Raw genomic sequence first — 22,151 nt, forward strand, 5'->3', positions numbered from 1 at the left:
GCCGCATCTTTGGGCTCGCAAAGGACGCTCTAATACTTTCCAACTGGCGCGTGATCCGTACCGCGGCCGAAGGTCAGCGCAGCAAACCGATCCGATTTCCGGGGCATGGGCCAGGTTCAATCTCCCGGCTTATTTTTGCTTGTCGGCTTTGGCATAGGCTTCGCTGAAATAGGCCAGGAATATGTCCAGCATTCCGTTTTCGTGTGCTTCCTCCATGGTCCGCCATTTGGCGACAAAGGCGTCCCAAGCCAGGCTCTTCTTTGATGTGAATGACGTGGGTGGGAGTTTTTTGCCGATCGCCTCGGGCGACAGATCGTCAAGCAGCCGGGAGAGCGCAGCTTGCATGGCTGCATAGGTGGCAAATTCGTGCGTCTTGAGATCGCGGAATGCGTCTTCGACACTGTGCCTGGCATCAAGATAGCCGGCTCTACGCCGTGCGAACATGATCTCGAGAATGTCATCGGTCCCCGGGACGAACTTCAAGGGATTGTTATCGGCAGCGCTGATCATCGTCCGGTGTGCGCTCTTGGCCAGTATTTTCGCAGCCGCACGTGCCTTCAGCAGCAGGGCCAGTTCCTCGACAACCGTTCGAAGCACCGCGCCGATTTCGGCAGCCACTTCATGCGGGTCACGCGATTGAAGCAATTCCGGCGCGATGCCGGCTCCGATCGCGATTTCCCGCAGCACCTCGTCTCTCGTCGAAGGGAGAGGCGCGGGCAGCGAAGACGTCGACACCGGTGCTCTCTGTCCGGACCGTTGCTCCACCGGGTTGAAGAAAGGCTTGCCTCCGAAGTCCAGCGGCCGGCCTGACGTGACCGGCATTTCTCGTTGCGTCGAACCGTGCCTGCTCTCGGGATGACCCTTCGTGGCGCGCTCGTCATCGATCGATACTGAGATGACGTAGCGGCCGATCAGCAGCCGGTCTCCATGGTCAAGCCGATGCGGGCCGGCCATGCGATGGGTCGATCCGTTGATGAAGGTCCCATTGCGCGAGATGTCGTGCAGCCAGAACGCGCCTGCCTCGTATCGAACATCGCAGTGTCGGCCGGAGATGAACTTGTCGGGGTCGGGCAAGGTCCAGTCGCAAGCCTCGCGGCCGATTTCGAAGCTGCGATCACGAGCGGAGTAGCCGGTCGACATACCGGCGGGCAGGGAGACGACATTGTTGATCTGCAGCCTGATGTACATTCAAAATCGCCGTCGATCCTGTCGGGAAACTCACCCAGGACACCCCATTATACCAGCAATTTCTGAGCGCGGCGGCACAGAAGCGTTCAAGTCGATGATTCAACAGGCGACCAGGCTGCAGCCGCCAAGCGTCCCCTTTGGTCGCTGGAAGACATGTGCTAGGCTGAAGCAGAAACGAGCGGCGGGAGGGGGCACGACCCATGCCGAACGAACGTGCCACGGTTGTGCAGACGCCGGTTGGCGCTGACCTGTTGACCTTCACGCATCTTGTCGGGCGCGATGAGATTAGTCGTTGTTTGGCCTATACGGTCGGGTTTGTGAGCAGCAGCCCCGACATCGATCCGCTGAAGATGCTGGGCGGTCCTGTTTCGATCGAGGGTGAATCCGATCCGAAACGCTGGTTCAGCGGCCTTGTCTCCGAGTTTCGGCTGACCCGGATCGAGGACCGTCTGGCTTACTACGAGGCCGTCATCAGGCCATGGCTCTGGTTCCTCGGCAATACCACCGACTGCCGCATTTTCCAGAACATGAGCGTCATCGAAATCGTTGAGGAGGTTTTCTCGAAATACAGCACGGCGAAATTCGAGAAGCGCCTGCAAGGGTCTTATCCGCCGCGCGAATACTGCGTCCAGTATGACGAGACCGATCTCGATTTCGTGCAGCGGCTGCTCGAGCACGAAGGCATCCTGTACTTTTTCGAGCATGACGAGGGCAAGCACACGCTTGTCCTCGCCGATGCCATGAGCAAGCTGAAGCCGGCGCCGGGCTATGAGAAGGTGCCTTATCATTTTGAAGGGCAGGGCTCCCGGCGCGATGTCGAATACATCACCGAATGGATTCCGGGCAGCTCCGTGCGGCCAGGTGCCTACGTCCATACCGACTATGATTTCACGAAGCCGGGCGCTGACCTCATGGCCAAATCCGCCCAGCCGTTCAGTCACAAACTGGCCGCGGGCGAGAATTACCGCCAGCCCGGCGCGCATCTCGACGTCGGCCGCGGCGACAGCCTGGCCGCGATCCGGCGCGAGGAAATCCAGGCGGTGCATCAGCGCATCGCTGCAGTCGGCACGGTGCGCGGGCTGTATTCGGGCTGCACGTTCAAGCTGGACGGCTTCCCGCGCGAAGACCAGAACCAGGAGTATCTGGTGGTCAGCGCCGAATACAGGCTGTTCGATCCGGGCTACAGAGCCCTTGCCGACGTCGAAAGCGAGAACTTCAAGGCGATCCTCGGCGTGGCGCCGACTGCCTTGCCCTATCGTCCGCCGCGGGTCACGACACGGCCGATCATGCGCGGCCCGCAGACGGCGACGGTGGTCGGCCCATCCGGTGAAGAAATATTCACCGACAAATATGCACGGGTGAAGGTGCAGTTCCACTGGGACCGTCTCGGCAAGAAGGACCAGAACAGCTCCTGCTTCGTGCGCGTGTCGCAGACCTGGGCCGGCAGCGGCTGGGGTTTCATCCAGATACCGCGTATCGGTCAGGAGGTGATCGTCGACTTCATCGAAGGCGACCCGGATCTGCCGATCATCACCGGCCGCGTCTACAACGCCTCCCAGATGCCGCCCTACGGACTGCCGGGCAGCGCCACGCAATCCGGCTGGAAATCCGACTCATCGAAAGGCGGCGGCGGTTACAACGAGCTGATGTTCGAGGACAAGGCCGGCTCCGAACTGGTCAATTTTCAGGCACAGAAGGACCACAACCTTCTGATCAAGAATGACCGCACCAAGCTGGTGCAGCATGACCAATCCGACCGCATCGACCACGACGCCAAGCACTCAGTCGGCCACAACCTCGACGAGGACGTCGGTAACAACAAGACGGTCAAGGTTGGCGTCGACCAGACCACCGATATCGGCAACAACGATACCGAGACGGTAGGTGTGGATCGTTCGCTGACAGTCGGGTCGAACGAGACGATCGGTATTGGGGCGAATTCGACGGAGACGATCGGCGCCAATCACACGCAGACCGTCACGCTCGTCCAGACGGTGACCGTTGGCGCGGCTCGAGTCGACAGTGTTGGCGCTGCGGAAACCCGAAGCGTTGGAGCCGTCCAGACGAATCAGATCGGCGCATCGAGGTCGATGACGGTGGGGACCGAACAGACTCACACTATCGGAGCGGCGGACAACTGGACGATCGCCGCCGCCCAGAGCGTGAAGATCGGCGCGGACCAGAGTTTCGCCATCGGCGGCGCGCAGTCGTCGCAGATCGGCAAAGGCAGGTCAGCAAAAATCGGCGCTGACGACGCAACCGATATCGGAGGCGGGCACGCGCTCAAGGTCGGCAAGGGCAGCGGAATCCAAATCGCGGACGATAGCTCGATCAAGGTTGGCAAGAACCTGATCATCGATGCGGGCGATTCGATCACGCTCAAATGCGGCTCGGCGTCGATCACCATGAAAAAGGACGGCACCATTGTTGCCGACGGCAAGGACATTACGCTCAAGGGCAGCGGCAAAATCACCGTCAAGGCCGACGGCGACGTGATCGTCAAGGGAAGCACTATCAACAACAATTGAGGGCGTCATCATGGAAGTGCTGGATCGTATCGACGGCGTCGTGATCGGCCTGCTCATCGGTTTCGAAGGCGGAGCGCCGCTGGTGGTCTTTGTCGGCAACCCGCGCGAGACGGCGATTACGGCGCGCAGCCTGACCGAGTTGGATGTTACGGCGATCGGTTCGGAACTGGCCCTCCTGTTCGAGGAGGGCGACCCGACGCGACCGCTTGTCGTCGGACGCATCGTCGATCCGGCTCAGAAGGAGAGGAAACTGCCAGTTGTCCGCGAAGGCGACCGTATCGTCATTACCGGGGAGGAACGCATAGAGCTGCGCTGCGGTCTGGCGTCGATCATTCTGGAGAAAGATGGTCGGGTGACCATTCGCGGTACCCAGTTGACCAGCCAGGCGAGCGGGACCAACCGCATTCGCGGCGGGGCCGTGCATCTCAACTGAGGCGTTGCCGATGCACAGCATCGCGACCATCGCTGCCATCGTGGACCAGCACGCTGAAGACGCGGCTTTCCTCTGGTTTCGCCGCCGCCGGGAGATTGACGGTCCGCTGCTCGACGAGACCGATATCGGTCGCATCGATCAGCGTCTTGAAGCCAACCTCGAAGGGCTGATGGCTGCCGGCAAAGCCGGATGGGAAGCTGCCCAGGCCAGGTTCGCGGATTATGCCGAACCGGGCGAGCTTTTCGTGCTTGGCGCACTGGCATTGCGTTGGGGTGATGCCAAGTTGGTAGCCTCCACAATCGACGCCAGCGCAAACGCGGCTGAGGCTGGTTTATCGAGCCTGTCCGCCGCAGTCGCGCGCACGCCGCGCGAAAAACTGCGGCCGTTCGTGGCGAAATGGCTGGACACCGGCGATGCAGTCCAGCGTTGCCTCGGGCTCTCGGCGCTCTGGCACCATCGCGTGGATCCGGGGCCGCGCCTTCATGATTTTGCTAGCCATTCCGACACCAGGGTGCGCAGCCGCGCCATCAGGCTCGCCGGCGCGCTCAAGCGCCGCGACCTTCTTCCGGCAGTGTTGGCCGGTCTGGATGGCGAGACGTCCAAGGAGCGTTTAACGGCGGCGCTGGCAGCTTGCCTGCTTGGCGAGATGCAGTCCGCCCACCCTGTGGTCGACAAAATCGTATTGTCGGAGCCAGGGCTTGCGGAGGCGGCGATCGAGATACACTTGCTGACGACAGACGCGAAAGCCGGCAAGGGCTGGCTGCAGAAGCATCTGGAACAGCCCGCGCTCCGTGGCACGGCGACAGCATCGGTCGGTCTGTTCAGCGATCGTGCGGTGATGCCCTGGCTGATCGAGAAAATGCGTGAGCCGGAACTTGCCGCCGCGGCGGGTTCAGCGCTCCGCGACCTTTTCGAGGTTGATTTCGGCGACACTGATCTTTTTGTCACTGATCTGACTGTACTTGGCAAGGATTTCGCGGATCTGGACGAGAGTTCGCTGCCAGTGGCCGATCGGGTTGAGGCATGGTGGGACGAGGGGCGGGGCGGGCGCAATCACCGTCCGTTCAGATCGATGCGCCGATTGCGGCTTGACACAATGCGAGCGGCTCTCGACACGCCGGACACGCCACTTGCTGATTGGCGCAGCACGCGCCGCTTTCCGGCCTGGATGTGAGTCCGGAGCATCGGTCCCAAATTGGGAGCCGGTTTGGGAAAATACGCTGCTCGAAAAAGACAGACCGGCGGTCCGGTTCGATTTGAAGTTCGCCACTCTACCGTCGGGCCATGCGGGCCATCACCGCCGCGGCACGCAGCCCGTTCTCCGATGCGAGTTCGCAGACGGCGGTTTTGCCGGGCGCGTAGTCCTTGAGAAAACTGTCGGCTGCCAGCATCAGGGCAAGTGCCCCGCCGGCCGCTCCGATATCGCCGATCGTCATGGCGGGATAGGCGGTGGGCAGGACTTCCCGGCGCGTTCGGTAGAATCGCGGCCGTGCGATCAACTGCTCCCAACCGCTGTACCGCTCGCCATTACCGTTGCTGATGACGAAATCGATGTCGGGTTCGGACGGACCCGTTCCGGCCACTGCATCGCGCAATGCGTTGAGCAGGGCGCGGCCCTGGCTGTAGCGTTCGGAGAGAACGCTGTCCTTTTCCTGAGCTATTCCCACGCCGTGGATAGCCGCATGGACGGGTGCTTTCCCTTCCGGTTCGCGAGTCAGTCGGACAAAGGCCGCCGCCTCTCCGGGAACCAAGCCTTGTGCATTGTCGTATCCTTTGAGGCGGCCTGCTTGACCTAGGCGGGCGAAATCCGCATCGTTGACGAGACTGTCGACGCCGCCGAGCAGAACCTGTTTGACGTCTCGCTGTTCCACCAACTCCACCGCACGCTCCAGCAGCCCGATACTTGCCGCCGCGCCGCCGTCGACCGCCTGGGATGCGGCATGGAAGCGCTGGCCAGTTGCATTGATGATCGCAGTAAGGAAATTAGTCGGCGCAATGTCGCTGTAGGCCGGGTGATTGCGAAAGCTTTCAGGCGGAGCGAGCAGGATCGCGGTGGCCTCGGGTTCGATCGCGCCGGTCCGCAACGCCTCGCCGAGGGCACGGGCCGCCATGTTGACCAGCCAAATGCCTTCGCTTCGACGCAGGCGCCAGTGGGCGGGGATGCGTGCGACGATCACAGGCGGCCCGAACGGCATGGTGAGCACAGTCTCCTCGAAGGCGGAAAGGCTCGCACGGATCGCTGCGATGGTCTGCTGTGCGTTCAATCCGGCGGGGGTCACTGCGCCGGCACCTGCGACATAGAGCGGACGTTTCATGGCTGCCACGCTGGCTGATTGCGCAAGGTGCCATCGCCGCCAAGCGGATTGAAATAGGCCTTGCGCTTGCGCCTTGCAGTCAGAAGCACCGGAGAGACGTGGCCAAAGACGATCTCGCGCAAAGCCGGGACGTTGCGGCGGGTCACGAGGGACAGGCGTGCTTTCAGCGTTACTCGCCAAAAATCCGGCTCAATGATGACCGTGTCTGGTGCGAAGGCGCGCTCCTCTACCCTGTCGTCGTAGATCAGCCTCACGGGCGCCGTGATCTGCGGCAGACGGAAGCCCCAGTGTCCCGTCGGTGTCAGGCCGATGAGCGACACCTCCTCACCGCCGGAAAGCCGGGGTAAGTGCTGGTCGGCGGGTGTGCAAAGATGATGTCGTGGATCGAAATCCTTCGGGGGCAGGGGCCATTGCGTATCGACCCATGCCTGGTCGTAGGTACCGGCATAGGCGATGCGCGGCTGCCAGCCGCGCCCAAGCACACCGAAGCCTCCCGGAGCCGGACGGTCGGAGGGGCTTAGATAGGGCTCCCCCGGATAGGTGATGTTTGGCGCCTGGGTCCGTACGGTCGGATCGGCCGAGGCCGCATGATGGAAGCCCACGCCAACCGGATTACGCTGTTCGACTTTCCCATCGGGGGCCGTGCCGCCATAGGCGCGCTCATAGACGACCGGCATGGCCCAGAAAGGATGCGGCGTACTGTAACTGCCAGAATCGTAGATGCGATCGCCGGCCACGTTCAGCACCTTGCGAACGTTGCCGATGCTCAGACCCACCTGCATCTCACGCACCGGCTTGCCTTTCGGCGCATACGCTGTGCCGTTGACGATCACTTCCGCAGCCGGCTTCACCGGGGCGATGTCGGCCTCGTACCGGTTAGAGGAATGGGCCGGGTCGCCGAACGGCACGTCGCCGAGCGTAACCAGTAGCTGTTCGTCGGCTGGGCGTAGCGAGCCGTTCTGCTCCGGCGACTCGAAGCTTGCCGACAGCATGATCACAAGCACTTCCTGACCTTCGGCGTCGAGTTGCACATGGCTCGCCACAGCAAACGGCGTACGGTTCTCAAGCCATAGGTCGAAGGCCATGGCTCAGCACCAGTTCCCGTTTTCGTCGAACCCAATGGGCCAATATGGCATGCCCGTGAGGATGTCGTACAAATTGGAAAAACCTGCTTCCGGAAGCCAAGCCAAAAGAAAAGACTGCGGTGCGACTCCAGAATTTCCAGAATATTTCTTGTTCAACAAAACAATCTGCAGCCAATAGCTCCTGACCACGAAAATTACTTCAGGCCTTGATGCCGGTCCCGCAGGTCTGTTTTCATATTGGGTACGAATGGCCTCAATTTCAGTCAAACCATCCTGCATCGACCTGCCAACCATGGAATTCCACCAGTTTGTCGCCGTACTGACGGCCTGTTCTAACTCGGTAGTGTACCTTAGAAAGAGCTCTCTATATTCCTGAGGTGCCAGATTGATCGCTAATTCAGGGCCATCGCTTTCGAACAAATCATATGGTTGCTTAAGGAGTCGGCTTGCTCCGAGATCTACATCGTGAAAAATCATCGGTCGGGTCTCGCTCACGTCAGAGCCTCACTTTAGTAGTCCCGCAGGATCCATTCCTATTGGCATGAATACGAATGATTTCATAAATGAAAAAAGATCTTCATCAATCTCTTGAAGAGATTCATATAGCAGTGCAGTCGGGTCACAAATGTATAGCTGATCTTCTGATTCTACTTTATGTTCCCAGAATGAGATGTCTGAAAATTGATCGCCGTCAGTAAGGCTCTCGTACTCTAATACAAAATTCTCGTTTATCTGGGCGATTTCGAAGAAGTATATTCGGTAAACGGCAATTATCCTTGGGTGGGAAGCGGGTCCCATCGGCCAGCGCATTCGACACCTATGCTCGGCACTCTGTCGATCCGTTCCGGCGACAGCTTCCTTGCCGACGAGATTATTCCACCAGCGCAATGCATCCGCCCGGGCCATCGAAAGATCGTCCGCGTATCGCCGAACAATATCTTTATAGGTTTGTTCCAGATTCAATTTCAAAACCTCTTAAGGCCAACCCAAGTTGATGTACTCCATAACACTCTTTCCCTGGTTGTTTTTTATTACCTGAGCCTGGGACAAGGAGCAGGTTGTGCATTGCGGTTTCACCGCTGGTTTGGACTTTTTCCAGTCATTATACGCTTTCTCATTGTGGCAGCCGCCCATCGCCCAGACGGTAGACTGCGGAGGCTGGTGATCCGCAATAAATCTGTCCTTTTTGTCATATGGAGTTCCTGATTTGTACACACCTTTGTTTTCTGCTGTACCGCATGACCAGCACGGACCTCCCCTAACGGACCCTCTTTGGTCCTCGCTCGTCCCCGTACCTGGTGCCTTGCTTTTGTTCGCCGGGCACGGCTTACCGAAATTCTCCACACCCACTATCGCTTGTATGTCGACGATCGCTGATGGATCGATTATGCCGAAAGGGTCTGATGCAGAGGCTTGGCCCAAGGCATCACCATTTCTGCAGACCCCTTTTCCTTCAATTTTCACGTCAAATGACCAGAGCTGAAAGGATCCCTTTCCCTTAGTCTTGTGAGTGATGACATTGCCGCCCTGAGTGCCCGCCTCGTCCCCGGTGCTTGTCGATATCTCGGATTCATGCTCAAGCGCGGTAGGCTCGCCCTGAATCTTGACGCTTTTGCTGCCCTTCGTCAGGTCGCTGGCCGATAGCATGTTGACATAGGGCACCGGAACCGGCCCTGTTGGGGGCGGAGGCGGACTTAGGCAAACATCCCCCGGAGCAACACCCTTGCCGCCGCTGGCCTTGTGAAACAGACCCATTTTGTTGGCGTAGACGCTGTTACCCATGTCTCAGAGCGTCTCCGTCTCCGGCCGGGCCGCACGCATGGCCGGCAGGGCGTTGTCAGCGAGGTCGTGGATGTCGGCAAAGCTGAACTCGTTAACCTCCCAGTCGTCGCACCAGAAGGCGATACGCTGCGGATTGGCACCCGAGCTGGGCGACGGTAACGTTTGAAGCTTCTCGGCCAACCGTGCTTGCGACCAGTAGTCCCCTATGCAACTCTGAAGGAACGCCACGACCGAATCAAACCAGGGATCGCCGGGATCGGGCGGGGAGCCCAGCCGCACGATGGCAAAGGGATAGCGCCGGCCGACGCGATCCTCGCTCATCCGCCAGGCGCCGGCGCAGGGCTGGTCGCCGAAAATGCCAGCCTGCACAATGAAGCGCCATACGCGCGAGTCGAGTTCGCCTTCATCGGGTCGGTCGCGCAATTCCATCGACATCCAGCGGTCCCAACGATCGACGAAGGTGCGCGGAAGGTTCCAGGCGACGAAATCTCCGGTCGCAGGGATCTTGCCAAAGAAGCCGGTGCTCATATCTGCGGCGGACATGAGAACTTCTTGAACATCTGCAGGTTGTAGGGATTTTCGACGCTTGCCGCCTTGAGCTCGAAATCCGCGTACATGCCTTGCGTCCCCAATCGCAGGCTGTAGACATCGGACAGTGACGTGCCGGTGAGACGGCCGCTGCGCAGCATCCTCAGCCACGCCCAACTGCCTGTTTCGTTCAGCATGACCTCGGGCGAGCCGTCGATCGGCTGGAAAGCGAGCGAGATGACCCCGGTGCCATCCTTGCCGGGCCAGGTCATCGGTTGCGGCCGCGTCGCGTTGTTATAGTAGACGAGGTTCTGGCCATCGAGGTTGAGCGTCACGCGCGTGACGTTGGGGGACAGGTCCTTGGGTTCGAGCGTGAAGCTCATCACCGGGCCGGTGCCGCCTGGAAACAGATCGTCGCGGATCCGCCTGGCCTGTTCGAATGCCGCCAGAGCCGCCGGGTCCAGGCCGAAGTCGGCGCGCCATTTCCACGGCTGACTGGCGGTGTCGACATAGCTGATCAGGTGGTCGTTGATGAAGGCGTCGATCATCCCGGCCGGCCCGAACAGGCGGGCGAAATCGCGGACATTGACGTCCACCGCGCTCTCGGGACTGAACGGATAGCGGTCGTTGAGCGCTGCCTGGCAGAACGGCAGGATGTCGGCGCGCCAGATGGCGTTAAGCTCCGAGGTGACCGCCTTCTGGGTCAGACCGCTGGTGTCGCCGGCGATGCCGCCGAGCCAGTCGTCGACCGGATCGGGCAGGATCTGCGCCTGCCTGGCGACCGCTCCCGTCAGTTCGGCGAGGCCGCCCTGTTTCTTGATGGCGTCCTGGGGGTCGGGATTGGCCGTGACCGTCTGCAGCACGTTCGAAAGTGCCGTCAGGGCCACCACCGCCGCGTCGAGTGCCGGCGGCTGGCCGTCGACCTCGGCAATTGCGCCCTTTAGCGGCTTGAAGTGTTCGGCCACCAGATTGCCGGTAAGATCCACCTCGTTGGCGGATCCTGCGCGTGGCAGCAGTTTTGCCCCTGTCTTCACGATCTTTCCCAGCTTCCCCAGCTTGCCGAGCAGTTTCGAGCCGCCCTTGGCTGCTGCCTTGTTGTCGGCCGGCGCTTCATCGGATCGGGTGAGCTCGGTCTCCTGAACGACCGCGGTAAGCAGGCGCTTCAGCGCGGAATCAGCGCTCGAAAGGTCCTTGAGGTTCTCACTGGCGACATTCAGGTCGGCCAATGGCGCGAGCCTGATATCGCGCAGGAAGCTGTCCCATTGTGCGATGTAGTCTTCGTAGTAGAGCTTCAGAATATCCTCCGACAGCGCCGAGACAGAGGTTTCGGAATTTTCCGAACAGCCTCCGGCAAAGACGGCCCGATCGAGTGCGGCCTGGGCGGCGACATCCTCGATCCGGTCGAGGATGGCATCGTGGAAGCCGGAATAGGTGAATGCGCCTGAAATGCCGACGCGCAGCGTCTTGGCGGAACGCCGTGCAAAAACCTTGGCGCCGTTGGGGCCGGCGAAATTCGCGGGGATCCATTCCTTGAGGCCGGCCACCGCCGGATCGGCCAGCAACTGTCTGTAGGCACGCGCCGGCAGCGAAATCGTGCAAACTGTCTTCAGCGCCTCGGCAACCAGCGCCTGATCCGGGGCGATGTAGCTGTCGTCGACCGCCATGCGGCGGATCGCGGCAAGCTGGTGCTCCTCCGCGTCGGCGGTCGGAAAGGGCGCCGCCGGCGCGAATTCCGGCAAGTCATTGACCCACCAGTTCTGGACGTAATCGGCGTCCATCTGCGACAGGCCCGTCATCATGCGATAGGTCTTCAGCGCCCCGAGCATGAAATCCGGATCGCGGATCTGCCGCCACATGGTCGCCTCGAGCAGAGCGACCATATGCGGCTCGAGAACGTTGCGCAGAGCGTGGTCGTAAGTATCGGCCTGCGCCCGCAGCAGCTCCGCCGATGCCGATGGCCCCAGCAGATTCTGGGCACTGCTCGGCGGTGCCGTACGGGCATTTGCGACCTCGGCCATCGTAGTGAGCGCGCTATCGATGGCGGGCTGCTCCACCGATGCCGGGCTCGCGGCTGCTGCGGTCAGTGGCGCCTGCAGCGCTTCGAACTGGCTCGCCTGTGCTGCGATCGCATTGCGGTTGTCATAGTAGGACCAGGTGAACATTGCACCGGCCAACAGGGCGGCGGCGGCGCAGGCTGCCGCGGCGCCACGCCAGATCCAGGCGCGGCGGCGCTGCGCCAGCGGATCGAATGTCCCCAGGCCGGCTTCCCTGAAGATGACCTCGGTCAGCAGGTTCTTCAGGAAAAAGCTGCGTTTTTCCACGCGCGGCCCTGGCATGGCCCGTCGGGGCGGAAGACCGAAGGATGACGACAGCGCCGCAGTCAGCCGGTCAATGGGCGCCCCTTCCTGGGTCGCTGACGTCAGATAGAGGCCGCGCAGCCAGGCGGCTTCTTCGTACCGGCTTTCGCCAAACATCGCCTCGATCAGCACCTGGATCGGCTCGGACAGGCTCGTGAGCTGGGCGGGAAATCTGAAAATCTCGGCGCGGACGGCGAGTTTGTCCTCGTCCTCCAAGCGTGGCACCAGCCGCCGCTCGAGTTCCGTCGCAAGGGTGGCGATTTCCCGCTCTATGGTCTTTGCGTCGACACGCGCATCGAGCGCGAAGGTCGTCCCCCACACCTGCTCGCGCGAGGCCGTCGACAAGCCGCCGAAGAAAGCCTCGAAGCCCTTGATCAGATCGGCCTTGGTCAGCATCAGATAGACTGGAAGGCGGATTTCGAGCCGGTCGTTGAGCTCTGCCAGCCGACGGCGGATCTTGCGGCCGTGAGCCTTGATGGCTTCGTCGCCCTCCGAAAGCGCGTCGATCGACAGCGCGACGATAACGCCGTTCAGCGCCCGGCGGCCGCGGTGCTTTTTCAGCAGGTCGAGGAAGCCCAGCCATTCCGCCGCATCGACGTCGGGCTGACTCTCCTGCTGCACATAGCGGCCCGCCGTGTCGATCAGAACCGCGTTCTCCGAGAAAAACCAGTCGCAGTTGCGCGTGCCGCCGACCCCCTGCAGGTCGTCGGTGAGATCGATCGGAAAGTTCAGGCCGGACTGGCGCAAAGCCGTGGTCTTGCCGGTGGCCGGCGGCCCAACGATCACGTACCAGGGCATCTCGCGCAGGAACTTGCGTCCGCCCAGCTTGCGGCGCTTCAGTTCGGCCATCACCTCGGCGAACTTGGCGCCAACGGCTGCGACGTTCTCTTCGCCGGGGCTCAGCGGTTTTTCCACCGCTGGCGCTGCGATTTCGGCGACGAACATGCGGTTGGCTCGGATCGCCCGGCGCTGCGCGACGATCAGCCAGATCAGCCAGAAGATGACCAGCAGCGCAATGATCACAATGCGCACGTTTTCCGAGGCGAAGGGTTCGTAAGCACCGACCCTGACGATCGGGCCGAACACCCAGATAACCAGAGAAAGCAGCGTGATGCCGATCAACGTCCACAGCCAGCGCGATGTCAGAACCGCCCATAGGAAGCGCAGAATGAACATCTCACAGCCTCTTCTCGACCAGCACCTCGACGCGGCGGTTCAAGGCCCGTCCCGCGCGCGTGCTGTCGTCGGCCACTGGATCGGTAGCTGCACGTCCTTCAAAGCGAATGCGGTCCTGCGGCACACCGTTCTGGACCAGCATGTCGGCAATCGTCGCTGCGCGCGCTTCCGACAGCCGCTGGTTGGTGGAAAGCGGATTGGACCGTTGCAAAGGAACACTGTCGGTATGGCCGACCACGGTGATATTTCCGATCAGTTCCTGATTGGCGAGGATCACTTTGGCGATTGAACCGATCAGCGGTTCGAAGCCTTCCGTCAGTGTCGGCCGCGACGACTGGAACAGTTCGGGGTTGGAGGCCTGAATGATCAGCCTGGCCAGCGAAACGCTCTCGGTGCCGCTTAGCGCGGCTCTGAGATTCGCCGGCGCTCCGGCCTGAAACTCCGGCACCAGCGCGAAATCCACCGCCTCTGGCGGCGGCGCGTCGACCGGTGGCGATGTGCGGCTGATTTCGCCGCGCGTGGGTGGCGGCAAGGCACGAACGAGCGTGGAAAGCTCGACCGCCTGGCTGCTCAGTCCCATCGACAGCCCGAGATAGATTGCAGTGGCGATAACCGCCGCACCGAGCCCCATCACCCAGATCGGAACGATGAAGCGCTGCGGCTCGTCGGATGCGATCACGCCTTTCCAGTTTGGCGACAGCGGCGCGCCGTCGGCATCCGCATCGCGCAAAAAGCGCGCCGCAGCAACGCGAACGGCATTGAGCGAGCGGTCGCCCGACCGGCCTGGCACACGATACTTGCCGCGGAAGCCGAGCGCGAGGCAATGATATTGCAGTTCGAGCAGCTCGCGATCCCGGTTCGGATGGCGCTCCAGTTCATCGAGACGCGTGAAGAACTGCGTGCCGGCATCGACATCGCCTCGCAGCATCACCACAAGCGGCTGGCGCGGCCATGCGCTGGCACCACCCCACGGCGTGTTCAAGGCCAGATCGTCAAGCAACGCCGCCACAACCCAGGCTGCCTGGTCGGCGCGCTCCAGAGAGGACCCTGCCGCCATTGCCGCGTCGCGTGCCCGAACCAGCTCATCGAGCAACCGGGTGCGCAACGCTTCCGGGTTTTCCGGCGGCAGCGCGCTTTCAAGCTCGGGCGCGAACTCGAGCAGGGGCGCGAATGCGTTGACAAGCGTGTTCGGATGCGTACGCGACCGTTTGATTGGCACACCCGACAAGAGTGGCGTCATCGGTCGCGGCATCGGCGCGCCGGTCAGTCGTATGCGAGTGCGTTCGCGATCCTCCGACAGTCCGAAAGGATCATCCCGGCTCATCATTTCACCTGTTTACCGAATAGCAGTCCACCTGCGGCTCGCTCGGCAGTACACCGGACACGCCAATGACAAAGCCGGGGGCATCGAGCAGCGAGGCCCAGTGCTCGCTTTTCTGATCCAGCTCAAGGCACAACCGATCGCCATCGTAGGGGATTTCGCGGGGCTGGGAATGAAGCGGTTTCAGTGGAATGCCGGGCAGACGCGATTTCCACAGGCCCTCGAACTGATCGGCAGAACCGACAGTCGCCTGGTTGACGAAAATCTTGCGCAAGGCGTCTTCCGACAGCTCGGAACCGACCCGGATGACGATTCGGCTGGCCACCAGCAGTTTCGGGTTGTCGATGCGGATTTTCCAGACATTGGTCGAATGCCGCATGACGGGTAGGGCGCGTGATTTAGGCTCGATGTAACGCAGGCTCAGGATGAGTGAGCGCAAGGCGTCCGCCAGCGCCGAATAGGCGGGGCCGGGCGCCATGTGATCGTAGGCGGGCAACTCGCTCAGCCGCCGCGCGCTCGAGCCATAGGTCGCCATTGAACCAGCAAGACCGGCAAGCTCCAGGTAAAGCTCGGCCGGATGGAAAACGTCCTGCGCCAGCATGTGGGCCAGTCGCGGACGCGCCGCATTGGCGAGATTGAGCATCAACAGGTCTTCGACGCTGCGCCCTGGCCCGCCCATGACCATTTTGCCATGCGCCTCGGCGATTTGGTCGAGGCCGGTGACAACTTCCAATAGCAACTGCCGATACCAGGCCACCGCTCCGGTAACCAATGTCGGCGGCAGGAACGTCTCATCCAGGGAGACGCCGCCATCGGCTCGAACCCCTTTGATGTCGGCTATGGGCAGGGCGGTGTAGCCACCAACCGATTTTCCAGGTGCAAGCAGCATCGCCTGCGGACGGGCGATTTCGATTTCTTCAGGATCTGAACCGCCCTGGACGGCGTCGCGGACGGTAACGATGCGCCCATGATAGCGCGCGCCGGTCGATGCGGCGTGCGCCGGATCGAAGCCGACACCGCCGGCAGGCTCGAGCGGCAGGGCGACCAGCACCGGTCCGGCGCCCGTGTCGGCGGTGACCGGCAGCGGTCGTGGCGCATCCATCATGTCTGGGATGGAGAAGGGGGTCCCATCCGGAAAGATGCCCCTGGCCGACAGGATAGAGACCTGGCCGGCGTCGAGCATTGCCTGGTCCAGCGTCAGCTGCTGAAAGCCGAACGTATGGAGCTGCCCGGCCTGCAACGCGCCGCGCACAGTCGCCTCGAAAAAGCGATCCTGCTGCTGAAAATGCTGGGTCCGGAGAAACAGGCCTTCGGACCACAGCACCCTGTTTGCATCGCTCATGCCGCAACTTCCTGCATCGAGCACCCCTTGCCCTGGCCGCTAGGCGGAAATGCCGCCGCTGCCAAGCGTGACGTTGACGGTTACTTTTGACCCCGGCGACACCGACTTGGTTGTGCGCCAGCTCCGGCCGCCAGGCTCGCGAACGAGGGCAACGAAGCCCAGCGCAGCTGCGTCCGGCTCGACCGTGATGGTTTTGGATGCGGTCTTTCCAGGTCCGATGGAGATCTGGTCGGATCCAATGAGATCGCCTCCGAGTGCGGAGCCGGCATCCCCCTGCAGCGCGAAATAATCGGCCGAGTTGAATTTACCGGTGCTGCGCAGCCGCATCACGAGGACTGTCACGGGTCGGTCGCCGCCGCCTGGTCCCGGGTTCATGCCGGCCGCGCCGGTCAGATTGACAGTGACCGCCGATGGTTTTGGCGGACCACTCTGGCAAGCCGCCAGCAGCCCGGTTGCGCCCAGGGCAATGATAAATTCACGGCGATCGATCATTTTTCACTCCTCCTCGTATGCATCCCGAAAATCAGCGCCGATTTCGCCGAGGAAGCTCGATTCCGCACTCTGGGCGATTTCACGATGGCGTTTCTGGTATAGCTCCCACAGCTTGGCGCTGCGCCCGCCCGAAAGCAGGGTGCCGATCGCGGAACTCGACTTGAGCTCTTCCTCGATTGCTGCCGGGTCAAAACGGTCAATCATTCGCCGCAACGCGGACTGCACGCCTCGCCAGGCGCGCACGTGATGTTGCGCGAGATCGCGGACCGCGTCGGCGATTGCCGCTTCGCCGGCCAGAAATCCGGGGCTGCGCTCCGCGATTATGGTCACGATGGCGTCGTCGACCGTCGGCAGAAACTTGAGCGGATTGACTTCAGAGGCCCCCACCACCGTCTGGGCGACGCGAGCGTTTCCCTTTTCCTCGGCTCGCTTGCGAAGCAGTTGCATCAGGCCTTCCATCATGCGCCGATACTCGCGACCGAACTTCTCCATTTCCGCGACGCTGTCGCGTCCGGGAAAATCGGCTTCTTCAATGCCCATGCCACGCAAGAACGCGGTGCGAAGCGCCGTGTTCGCCTGTTGCGCCGCTGCCGGGGAGGGGGCGGGCGCAACGCCTGCACGTGGCGGAGAAGGGATATCTGCCGCGTGGCCAGGCAAATCCCAGGGATTGGCCGACTGCGGCCTTCCGGCGATGTGTTGGCGTTGACCCGTCGAGCCGGCACCGTTTCTCAAATCGGGCGAGGCGGCCGGCCCGAAACCGAAATCGTCATCGAAATCGGATGACCTTCCTGGAACAGGCTGGCCTGGAGTGGACTGGCCCCGAACGGGCTCGCTTGCACCGGAAGGCGTTGGATCGAGGCTAAATGGGTCTGCGGGGCCTGACGCACCACGTGGTTCGGAATAGGCAGCGCCTCTTGGCGCGGGCGTCGCTACCGGGTCGAGGCTGAAAGGGTCGTCGAAGGCAGGCGAACTGCGCTGGTTGGCGCGCTCGAACGCTCCTGGAATTGGCTGCTCGAACGGGTTCGGCAGATCGGCGGGGCGCGGTCGGCGCGGTTCTTCTTCGACCGTGGCTGAAAAGAAATCATCGCGGCCGATGCTTACCGGCGCTCGTGATGCCGGCGGCGACCGTTCCGGGAACGATTGGCTGGCTGCTGGTGCTTGAGCGGCCGGCGTCTGCAGATCGACGCCTACGATGTAGTCGCCCAGCCTCAGCCGCATGCCGTCCTGAAGACGGACCGACGTCCCGGCGCCGAGCGGGCTGTCGGAGTCGTTTATGAACAAGCCGCTGCTTGATGTGTCGGTAACGAAATACCCATCCCGCCCGCCGGTGATCCTGCAATGGGCGCGTGAAACGAACATGTCGGGATCGTCGATCTGCCAGCCCGCGTCCGCGCTACGGCCGATCACCAGTTCACCCTCGTCCAGCCGGGTCTGCCGTACCGCCTGGGTGCGTGGCCCGTGCTCCAGCGTCAGCAGCAGACTCATGCCGCGACCTCCGCCATTTCCGGCCGCCATCCGACGATTGTCCGCAGCCGCATATCGTCAGCATCGCCCCTTTCAACGGGCCGCGCAAGCCAGGTGGTTCGGCCGAGCTGTACCGCTCCGATACGGGGGGGCGGCACTGCTTCGCGCGCGAGCACGATCCGCAGATCGACGTCGAGCGATTCCCCGACCATGTCGCGAACCGCCTGCTTGAACATCTTCAGACGTTGACCGCCCGGCAGGAATGTTTTGAACTCCTCATACCCGAGTGGGCCGACGCGGAGTTCGATCCTGCTTTGGCGGCTGAAAACGCGCGGGCCGATCGTCGCCCCGCGACCCAGCACAGCGTAAGCTTGGGCAAGTCGGGTCTGGAGCGACGCCGGTATGGTCATCCAGGTAGCAACGAACTCCTTGATCTGGACCGGCACCTTGAACGCTTCCGCCAGGAACAGCGTCAGCCGCTCCGGACCGTCGACCTGGCTGGCGAGCGACGCGGCCTGGCGAAGCTTCACGGCGTCGAGATCGGGATTGTCGGTGCCGGGAAGTCCGATTCCCGCCATGGCTTCAAGCATGGCCCTTACCCGGCCGCCGACCGCCCGTTCGACCTGTACCGCCGGATGCGCGTCGGCCCAGGCCCGATAGTACAGGGCGATCATGCGGTGCTGGAGGATATTGACGAAGTCCACGAACGTCGTGTCGCTGGTCTGCCGTGCGTCGGCGCCGGTGAACCAGCGCTGCGACAGACGATCGAGCACCCAACGTGTCAAATGAAGCGGCATCGGGCCTTCCGGTCCCATCAGCCCGAGATTTGCAACCGTGACCCGGGCCGGCGTCCCGACCTTCCCCGGCGTCTTGTCCTTCGCTTCGCGGAACGCAACCACGTCCTTGGCGGAAAAGCTAAGACGCACATGCTGCCCGAGCCTTGCCGGCTCGCGATCCGCGTGGCCGGAATAGCCGAATAGCCCGCCCCTGCGTTCGAGCCGGCGCAACAGTTCGAAAAAATCGAATGTATCATCCAGCTCTTCGACCCGGTCCAGGTCGAATTTGTCTAGATCAGGTAGCGATTGCCGGGCGTCATCGGCCATGGCACATCCTCCTGCTTCTGCAGCAGCCGCGTGCGGGTCCGCACAAAGCCGTTTAGTCCGGCGTGACGGGCAAACAGCCGTGCAAGCAAGGCTGAAAGCAGCAATGTGCTTTGCCCTGCCAGGACCGACTGGTCCACATGCAGCGTCACTTCCGTGCCCCGTCCGAAGCACATCGGCCCATCGATCTGCAGCCGTTCGATGACGGACCGCGAGTCGATGCGAACGATCGAGTGCACATTGCGGGCGAGGCTCGGATCTCCCCGGTCGGCATAAAGATCGAGCAGCGCATGCAGCGGATCGACACCGCGGCCTTCCTTGGCAAGGCTGAGAAAGTTGAGCGCCAACTGCGCCACCAGCCGCCAGGCGAGATTGTCGGCGCGGGATTCGCCTTGGGCGCCCGCCGGCAGCGCGGCCGGGATAGCCGGCTGGGGCGGGCGCAACGCACCGATAAGCCGGACCGTTTCGACCGGATCGCCAGTTTCCAGCGTCAAGGTAGGGTTGTCGTCGAGGATCGGCAGATCCCGGTTGGTGCAAAGCGCCATGATGTCGAGACGCTTCAGCGGCCGGTTCGCCGGGCTTCCGGCCGGCCGTGAAACCGAAAGGAAAACGTCGTCTCCGGTGTATGAAGTACGGGTCAACCCGTCGCGCCGTTCATCTTCGGTGGCCCGCCGAGGCCGCCGTTCGGTGGAGTAGACCCAGCCATTGCTGCGGTTTTGCCCCAGGCTGAAGAGCTCCGGAATTTCGGCGTCGGGACCCTCGGCGTCGGCGTCCTCGACGTGGGTGACCCGATAGATTTCGAAGTCCCGCGCCCGCGTGCGGTCGGCATGCAGCACTTGCCGCGTTCTGCGCGGATCAAGCTCGATGACGTTGCAGTCACGCTCGAAGAGGTTGATGATCGGCGTCGCAAAAAGTTCAAAATCCGCCGGCGTCACATCGGCAAGTTCGGGTACTGGACGCCGGAACATGAAGATGATCTCGAGCCCGGCGTCGCATCTGCGCACGACCGATTGCAGTCCTGAAACCCGCACGTAGTGAAAGCGCTCGGGCATCATGAAATATTCGCGCAGCAGACGGTACCCTTCGAATGTCGGACGGGTACGAGGCATCAACGCCTCGTCGTCGCTGATGCCGACCATTTCGGGTCCCGGCAACGGCGATAGCGGATTGGCCTTGCCCTCGGCCCGTGCACCAACGGCCGAGCAGGCGCCGAAAATCGCGTCGAACAGCAATGGAGCTTTGGTGCGGCCGGCAAAATAGAAATCAAGCCGCTCAAGCGCCAGTTCGTCGAGCCTGCCTTTTCCGGCCCGACCCAGCGTGATACGCAGCGCCGCCTCGCCGCCAACGCCGCCGATCGGTGTTATGCCGGCCGCTGCCAACCCGCTGCGATCCTGGAAATAGCTGACCGAGGTGATCGTTATCGGCCACAGCGTCATTTCCTGCGCGGTGGTGAATGTGCAGCGCGTCGACAGGCCGGGTTGCAGACTGGACACCAGCCGCGTGTTCCGCTTAACGACATGGCCGGCAATCATCGACTGGACCTGCTGGCCGGGTTTCAGCACTGCCATTGCCGTTGCCGGCGCGGGCGTAACCAGATCGGGATAGAGGACATCCAGGACGCTGCGTGAAAACCGCGAACGCTCGGCATCGACTTTTAACCGGGTGCGCGCAGCGAGGAAAGCGACGCCGTCAAGCAGCCGCTCGACATACGGGTCCGGGCAGGGGACCGTATCGAGCGAAAGATTGCGCGCCACCGCCGGATGCATGTCGGCAAATTCCGCCGCGAGTCCGCGGATATGGGTCAGTTCCTCCTCGTAATATTCTACGAAGACCCGATCCATCTCAGCTTTCCCTAAATTCGGTCCGCGCCAGGCCGTTATCGAGATTGATCGTGGTGCGCAGGCGCATGCGTTCCGGCGTCGGCGTCATGATCAGCACGGCGTCTATCTCGATCTTCAGGCCCACACTTTTGTCACCGAGGGTCACCGTTACCTTTGTTGCGCTTTCCTTGAGACGGGGCTCGAACGTGGCAAGGACCGAGCGGATCTCGCGCGCCAGGGTCTCGCGATCAAAGTCGCGGGACGAACGGCCCGAGAAGGAAGGCACACCGTAGTTGACCACACTTCGGCGCACCTCCGGAAAATCGGCCAGCGATGGCGGATTGTCTGCGGCCTGTTCGCTTTCGAAATCGGAAAGAAGCGGAACAGCTTCGAAACGCTCGGTGTTGAACAAGGCCTCGATGTCGCGCCGCACGGCCTCCTTGAGGACGCGGGCCGACACGACCACGCCACGGCTTTCGATCTCCGCGCGGTGTTGGGTCTGAAAGACCAGGCGCTGCAGACGCCGCTTCTGATCGGGTGTCAGCTCCGCGTCGGTATCGATAAGCCGCGCGCTGCCCGCCAGCAGCGTATCCAGCCGGTCCGCACCAAGTTCGTCCTGTAACGTCTGGCGCAGCCCGTCTATCTCAGACGTCACGCCCGGCAGGTCGTTGACGAGGCGGTCCCAAAGCGAGGGCTGGACCGCTTCGCGTTTCGCTCGCGAACTGCCGGTAACCTGTAGCTTGTCCGCGCCGGGCCGCCGGGCCTCACTTGCCGACATAGACATCCATTTCGATTTCGTCATCCTTGTCATAGACGAACTTGATCTTCTTGTAGGCGAAGCTGACCTCCTCCTCGATCAGGTCTTCCTCGTCCTCGGCCTGCGACATGTCGTATTCCATTATGGAGGCGTCGGTCAGGGTAACGACCAAGTAATCGCTGGTCTCCCCATCGATGGTCCGGCGGGCGGAGAACACTACTTCGTCCAGCGCCTTGTTGTCGAACAGCGCCTTTTTCAGATAGGGCGAGGACTTGTCATAGTGCTTGGTGAACTTGATCATCCCCAGGGACACACGACCGCGGCGTGAGAGCGAATTCGGATCGTACGGCGCGATTATTTTGTAATCGACCCCATGGACTTCGATTTCATCCTCGTGGCCGTCTCGAACGCTTGGACCTTTGATATCCGGAACCTTTAGAAAACCATCAATTTTCACTGGCAT

Annotated in this window: 19 protein-coding genes; 3 read left to right on the plus strand and 16 right to left on the minus strand. The window is 62.0% G+C overall.

The features are described from left to right. Window positions 1-129: 129 nt before the first annotated feature. The gene (tagH, locus tag ACWUKX_RS07475) at window positions 130-1,188 is read right to left on the minus strand and encodes a type VI secretion system-associated FHA domain protein TagH (protein WP_456005363.1); all 1,059 of its coding nucleotides are present in this window, start codon (window positions 1,186-1,188) and stop codon (window positions 130-132) included. 200 nt (window positions 1,189-1,388) lie between these two features. On the opposite strand from tagH (ACWUKX_RS07475), the gene ACWUKX_RS07480 reads away from it, so the two are divergent. Genes ACWUKX_RS07480 through ACWUKX_RS07490 form a run of 3 tightly spaced genes read left to right on the plus strand, consistent with a single transcriptional unit; the run spans window position 1,389 to window position 5,323 of the window. After that, a complete protein-coding gene (locus tag ACWUKX_RS07480; protein WP_456005365.1) occupies window positions 1,389-3,716 on the plus strand; it encodes a type VI secretion system Vgr family protein in 2,328 nt (775 codons plus the stop codon). A gap of 10 nt (window positions 3,717-3,726) precedes the next feature. Next, on the plus strand, window positions 3,727-4,149 hold the full coding sequence (locus ACWUKX_RS07485) for a DUF6484 domain-containing protein (protein ID WP_456005367.1): 423 nt from the start codon (window positions 3,727-3,729) through the stop codon (window positions 4,147-4,149). 10 nt (window positions 4,150-4,159) lie between these two features. After that, complete coding sequence (locus ACWUKX_RS07490; protein ID WP_456005369.1) at window positions 4,160-5,323, plus strand: hypothetical protein; 1,164 nt, start codon at window positions 4,160-4,162, stop codon at window positions 5,321-5,323. A 97-nt stretch (window positions 5,324-5,420) separates the two neighbouring features. Here ACWUKX_RS07490 and ACWUKX_RS07495 read toward each other — a convergent pair whose 3' ends face one another. From ACWUKX_RS07495 to ACWUKX_RS07565, 15 genes are read right to left on the minus strand one after another with little or no spacing between them, the layout of a single operon-like run. Continuing rightward, window positions 5,421-6,464 carry a beta-ketoacyl synthase N-terminal-like domain-containing protein gene (locus ACWUKX_RS07495; RefSeq protein ID WP_456005427.1) on the minus strand — a complete coding sequence of 348 codons (1,044 nt, stop codon included), beginning with the start codon at window positions 6,462-6,464 and terminating at the stop codon, window positions 5,421-5,423. After that, window positions 6,461-7,495 carry a DUF2169 family type VI secretion system accessory protein gene (locus tag ACWUKX_RS07500; RefSeq protein WP_456005371.1) on the minus strand — a complete coding sequence of 345 codons (1,035 nt, stop codon included), beginning with the start codon at window positions 7,493-7,495 and terminating at the stop codon, window positions 6,461-6,463. The genes ACWUKX_RS07495 and ACWUKX_RS07500 overlap by 4 nt, the downstream gene beginning before the upstream one ends. Before the next feature lie 57 nt (window positions 7,496-7,552). Further along, entirely contained in the window at window positions 7,553-8,044 is a 492-nt protein-coding gene (locus ACWUKX_RS07505) for a hypothetical protein (RefSeq protein ID WP_456005373.1), read from the minus strand. 9 nt (window positions 8,045-8,053) lie between these two features. Further along, window positions 8,054-8,512, minus strand: a complete 459-nt coding sequence (locus tag ACWUKX_RS07510) for a hypothetical protein (protein WP_456005376.1) — start codon at window positions 8,510-8,512, stop codon at window positions 8,054-8,056. 12 nt (window positions 8,513-8,524) lie between these two features. Then, the gene (locus ACWUKX_RS07515) at window positions 8,525-9,331 is read right to left on the minus strand and encodes a PAAR-like domain-containing protein (protein WP_456005379.1); all 807 of its coding nucleotides are present in this window, start codon (window positions 9,329-9,331) and stop codon (window positions 8,525-8,527) included. 3 nt (window positions 9,332-9,334) lie between these two features. Further along, complete coding sequence (gene tagF, locus ACWUKX_RS07520) at window positions 9,335-9,874, minus strand: type VI secretion system-associated protein TagF (protein ID WP_456005381.1); 540 nt, start codon at window positions 9,872-9,874, stop codon at window positions 9,335-9,337. After that, window positions 9,856-13,392, minus strand: coding sequence for a type VI secretion system membrane subunit TssM (gene tssM / locus ACWUKX_RS07525; protein WP_456005384.1), 3,537 nt, complete (start codon window positions 13,390-13,392; stop codon window positions 9,856-9,858). Before tssM ends, tagF begins: the two co-directional genes overlap by 19 nt. Window position 13,393: 1 nt before the next feature. Further along, window positions 13,394-14,716 carry a type IVB secretion system protein IcmH/DotU gene (gene icmH / locus ACWUKX_RS07530; RefSeq protein WP_455837632.1) on the minus strand — a complete coding sequence of 441 codons (1,323 nt, stop codon included), beginning with the start codon at window positions 14,714-14,716 and terminating at the stop codon, window positions 13,394-13,396. A 4-nt stretch (window positions 14,717-14,720) separates the two neighbouring features. After that, window positions 14,721-16,055: a type VI secretion system baseplate subunit TssK gene (gene tssK / locus ACWUKX_RS07535; RefSeq protein WP_065006952.1), complete on the minus strand. Its 1,335-nt coding sequence runs from the start codon at window positions 16,053-16,055 to the stop codon at window positions 14,721-14,723. 39 nt (window positions 16,056-16,094) lie between these two features. Continuing rightward, window positions 16,095-16,547: a type VI secretion system lipoprotein TssJ gene (tssJ, locus tag ACWUKX_RS07540; protein WP_456005387.1), complete on the minus strand. Its 453-nt coding sequence runs from the start codon at window positions 16,545-16,547 to the stop codon at window positions 16,095-16,097. Window positions 16,548-16,550: 3 nt separating this feature from the next. Then, window positions 16,551-18,032 (minus strand): type VI secretion system-associated FHA domain protein TagH, encoded by a 1,482-nt coding sequence (gene tagH / locus ACWUKX_RS07545; protein WP_456005389.1) that lies wholly within the window; start codon window positions 18,030-18,032, stop codon window positions 16,551-16,553. Further along, entirely contained in the window at window positions 18,029-19,114 is a 1,086-nt protein-coding gene (tssG, locus tag ACWUKX_RS07550) for a type VI secretion system baseplate subunit TssG (RefSeq protein WP_456005392.1), read from the minus strand. Before tssG ends, tagH (ACWUKX_RS07545) begins: the two co-directional genes overlap by 4 nt. Further along, entirely contained in the window at window positions 19,078-20,952 is a 1,875-nt protein-coding gene (gene tssF, locus ACWUKX_RS07555; RefSeq protein ID WP_456005394.1) for a type VI secretion system baseplate subunit TssF, read from the minus strand. Before tssF ends, tssG begins: the two co-directional genes overlap by 37 nt. Window position 20,953: 1 nt before the next feature. Further along, on the minus strand, window positions 20,954-21,709 hold the full coding sequence (gene tssE / locus ACWUKX_RS07560) for a type VI secretion system baseplate subunit TssE (RefSeq protein WP_456005429.1): 756 nt from the start codon (window positions 21,707-21,709) through the stop codon (window positions 20,954-20,956). Beyond that, entirely contained in the window at window positions 21,696-22,151 is a 456-nt protein-coding gene (locus tag ACWUKX_RS07565; protein WP_023801311.1) for an Hcp family type VI secretion system effector, read from the minus strand. The genes tssE and ACWUKX_RS07565 overlap by 14 nt, the downstream gene beginning before the upstream one ends.

This window comes from Mesorhizobium sp. f-mel, from assembly GCF_053850215.1.

What these genes read in the sequence shown, in the direction of transcription:
- tagH (WP_456005363.1), bottom strand. Translation starts at nt 1,188, where the DNA reads ATGTACATCAGGCTGCAGATCAACAATGTCGTCTCCCTGCCCGCCGGT.
- ACWUKX_RS07480 (WP_456005365.1), top strand. Translation starts at nt 1,389, where the DNA reads ATGCCGAACGAACGTGCCACGGTTGTGCAGACGCCGGTTGGCGCTGAC.
- ACWUKX_RS07485 (WP_456005367.1), top strand. Translation starts at nt 3,727, where the DNA reads ATGGAAGTGCTGGATCGTATCGACGGCGTCGTGATCGGCCTGCTCATC.
- ACWUKX_RS07490 (WP_456005369.1), top strand. Translation starts at nt 4,160, where the DNA reads ATGCACAGCATCGCGACCATCGCTGCCATCGTGGACCAGCACGCTGAA.
- ACWUKX_RS07495 (WP_456005427.1), bottom strand. Translation starts at nt 6,464, where the DNA reads ATGAAACGTCCGCTCTATGTCGCAGGTGCCGGCGCAGTGACCCCCGCC.
- ACWUKX_RS07515 (WP_456005379.1), bottom strand. Translation starts at nt 9,331, where the DNA reads ATGGGTAACAGCGTCTACGCCAACAAAATGGGTCTGTTTCACAAGGCC.
- tagF (WP_456005381.1), bottom strand. Translation starts at nt 9,874, where the DNA reads ATGTCCGCCGCAGATATGAGCACCGGCTTCTTTGGCAAGATCCCTGCG.
- tssM (WP_456005384.1), bottom strand. Translation starts at nt 13,392, where the DNA reads ATGTTCATTCTGCGCTTCCTATGGGCGGTTCTGACATCGCGCTGGCTG.
- icmH (WP_455837632.1), bottom strand. Translation starts at nt 14,716, where the DNA reads ATGAGCCGGGATGATCCTTTCGGACTGTCGGAGGATCGCGAACGCACT.
- tssK (WP_065006952.1), bottom strand. Translation starts at nt 16,055, where the DNA reads ATGAGCGATGCAAACAGGGTGCTGTGGTCCGAAGGCCTGTTTCTCCGG.
- tssJ (WP_456005387.1), bottom strand. Translation starts at nt 16,547, where the DNA reads ATGATCGATCGCCGTGAATTTATCATTGCCCTGGGCGCAACCGGGCTG.
- tagH (WP_456005389.1), bottom strand. Translation starts at nt 18,032, where the DNA reads ATGAGTCTGCTGCTGACGCTGGAGCACGGGCCACGCACCCAGGCGGTA.
- tssG (WP_456005392.1), bottom strand. Translation starts at nt 19,114, where the DNA reads ATGGCCGATGACGCCCGGCAATCGCTACCTGATCTAGACAAATTCGAC.
- tssF (WP_456005394.1), bottom strand. Translation starts at nt 20,952, where the DNA reads ATGGATCGGGTCTTCGTAGAATATTACGAGGAGGAACTGACCCATATC.
- tssE (WP_456005429.1), bottom strand. Translation starts at nt 21,709, where the DNA reads ATGTCGGCAAGTGAGGCCCGGCGGCCCGGCGCGGACAAGCTACAGGTT.
- ACWUKX_RS07565 (WP_023801311.1), bottom strand. Translation starts at nt 22,151, where the DNA reads ATGCCAGTGAAAATTGATGGTTTTCTAAAGGTTCCGGATATCAAAGGT.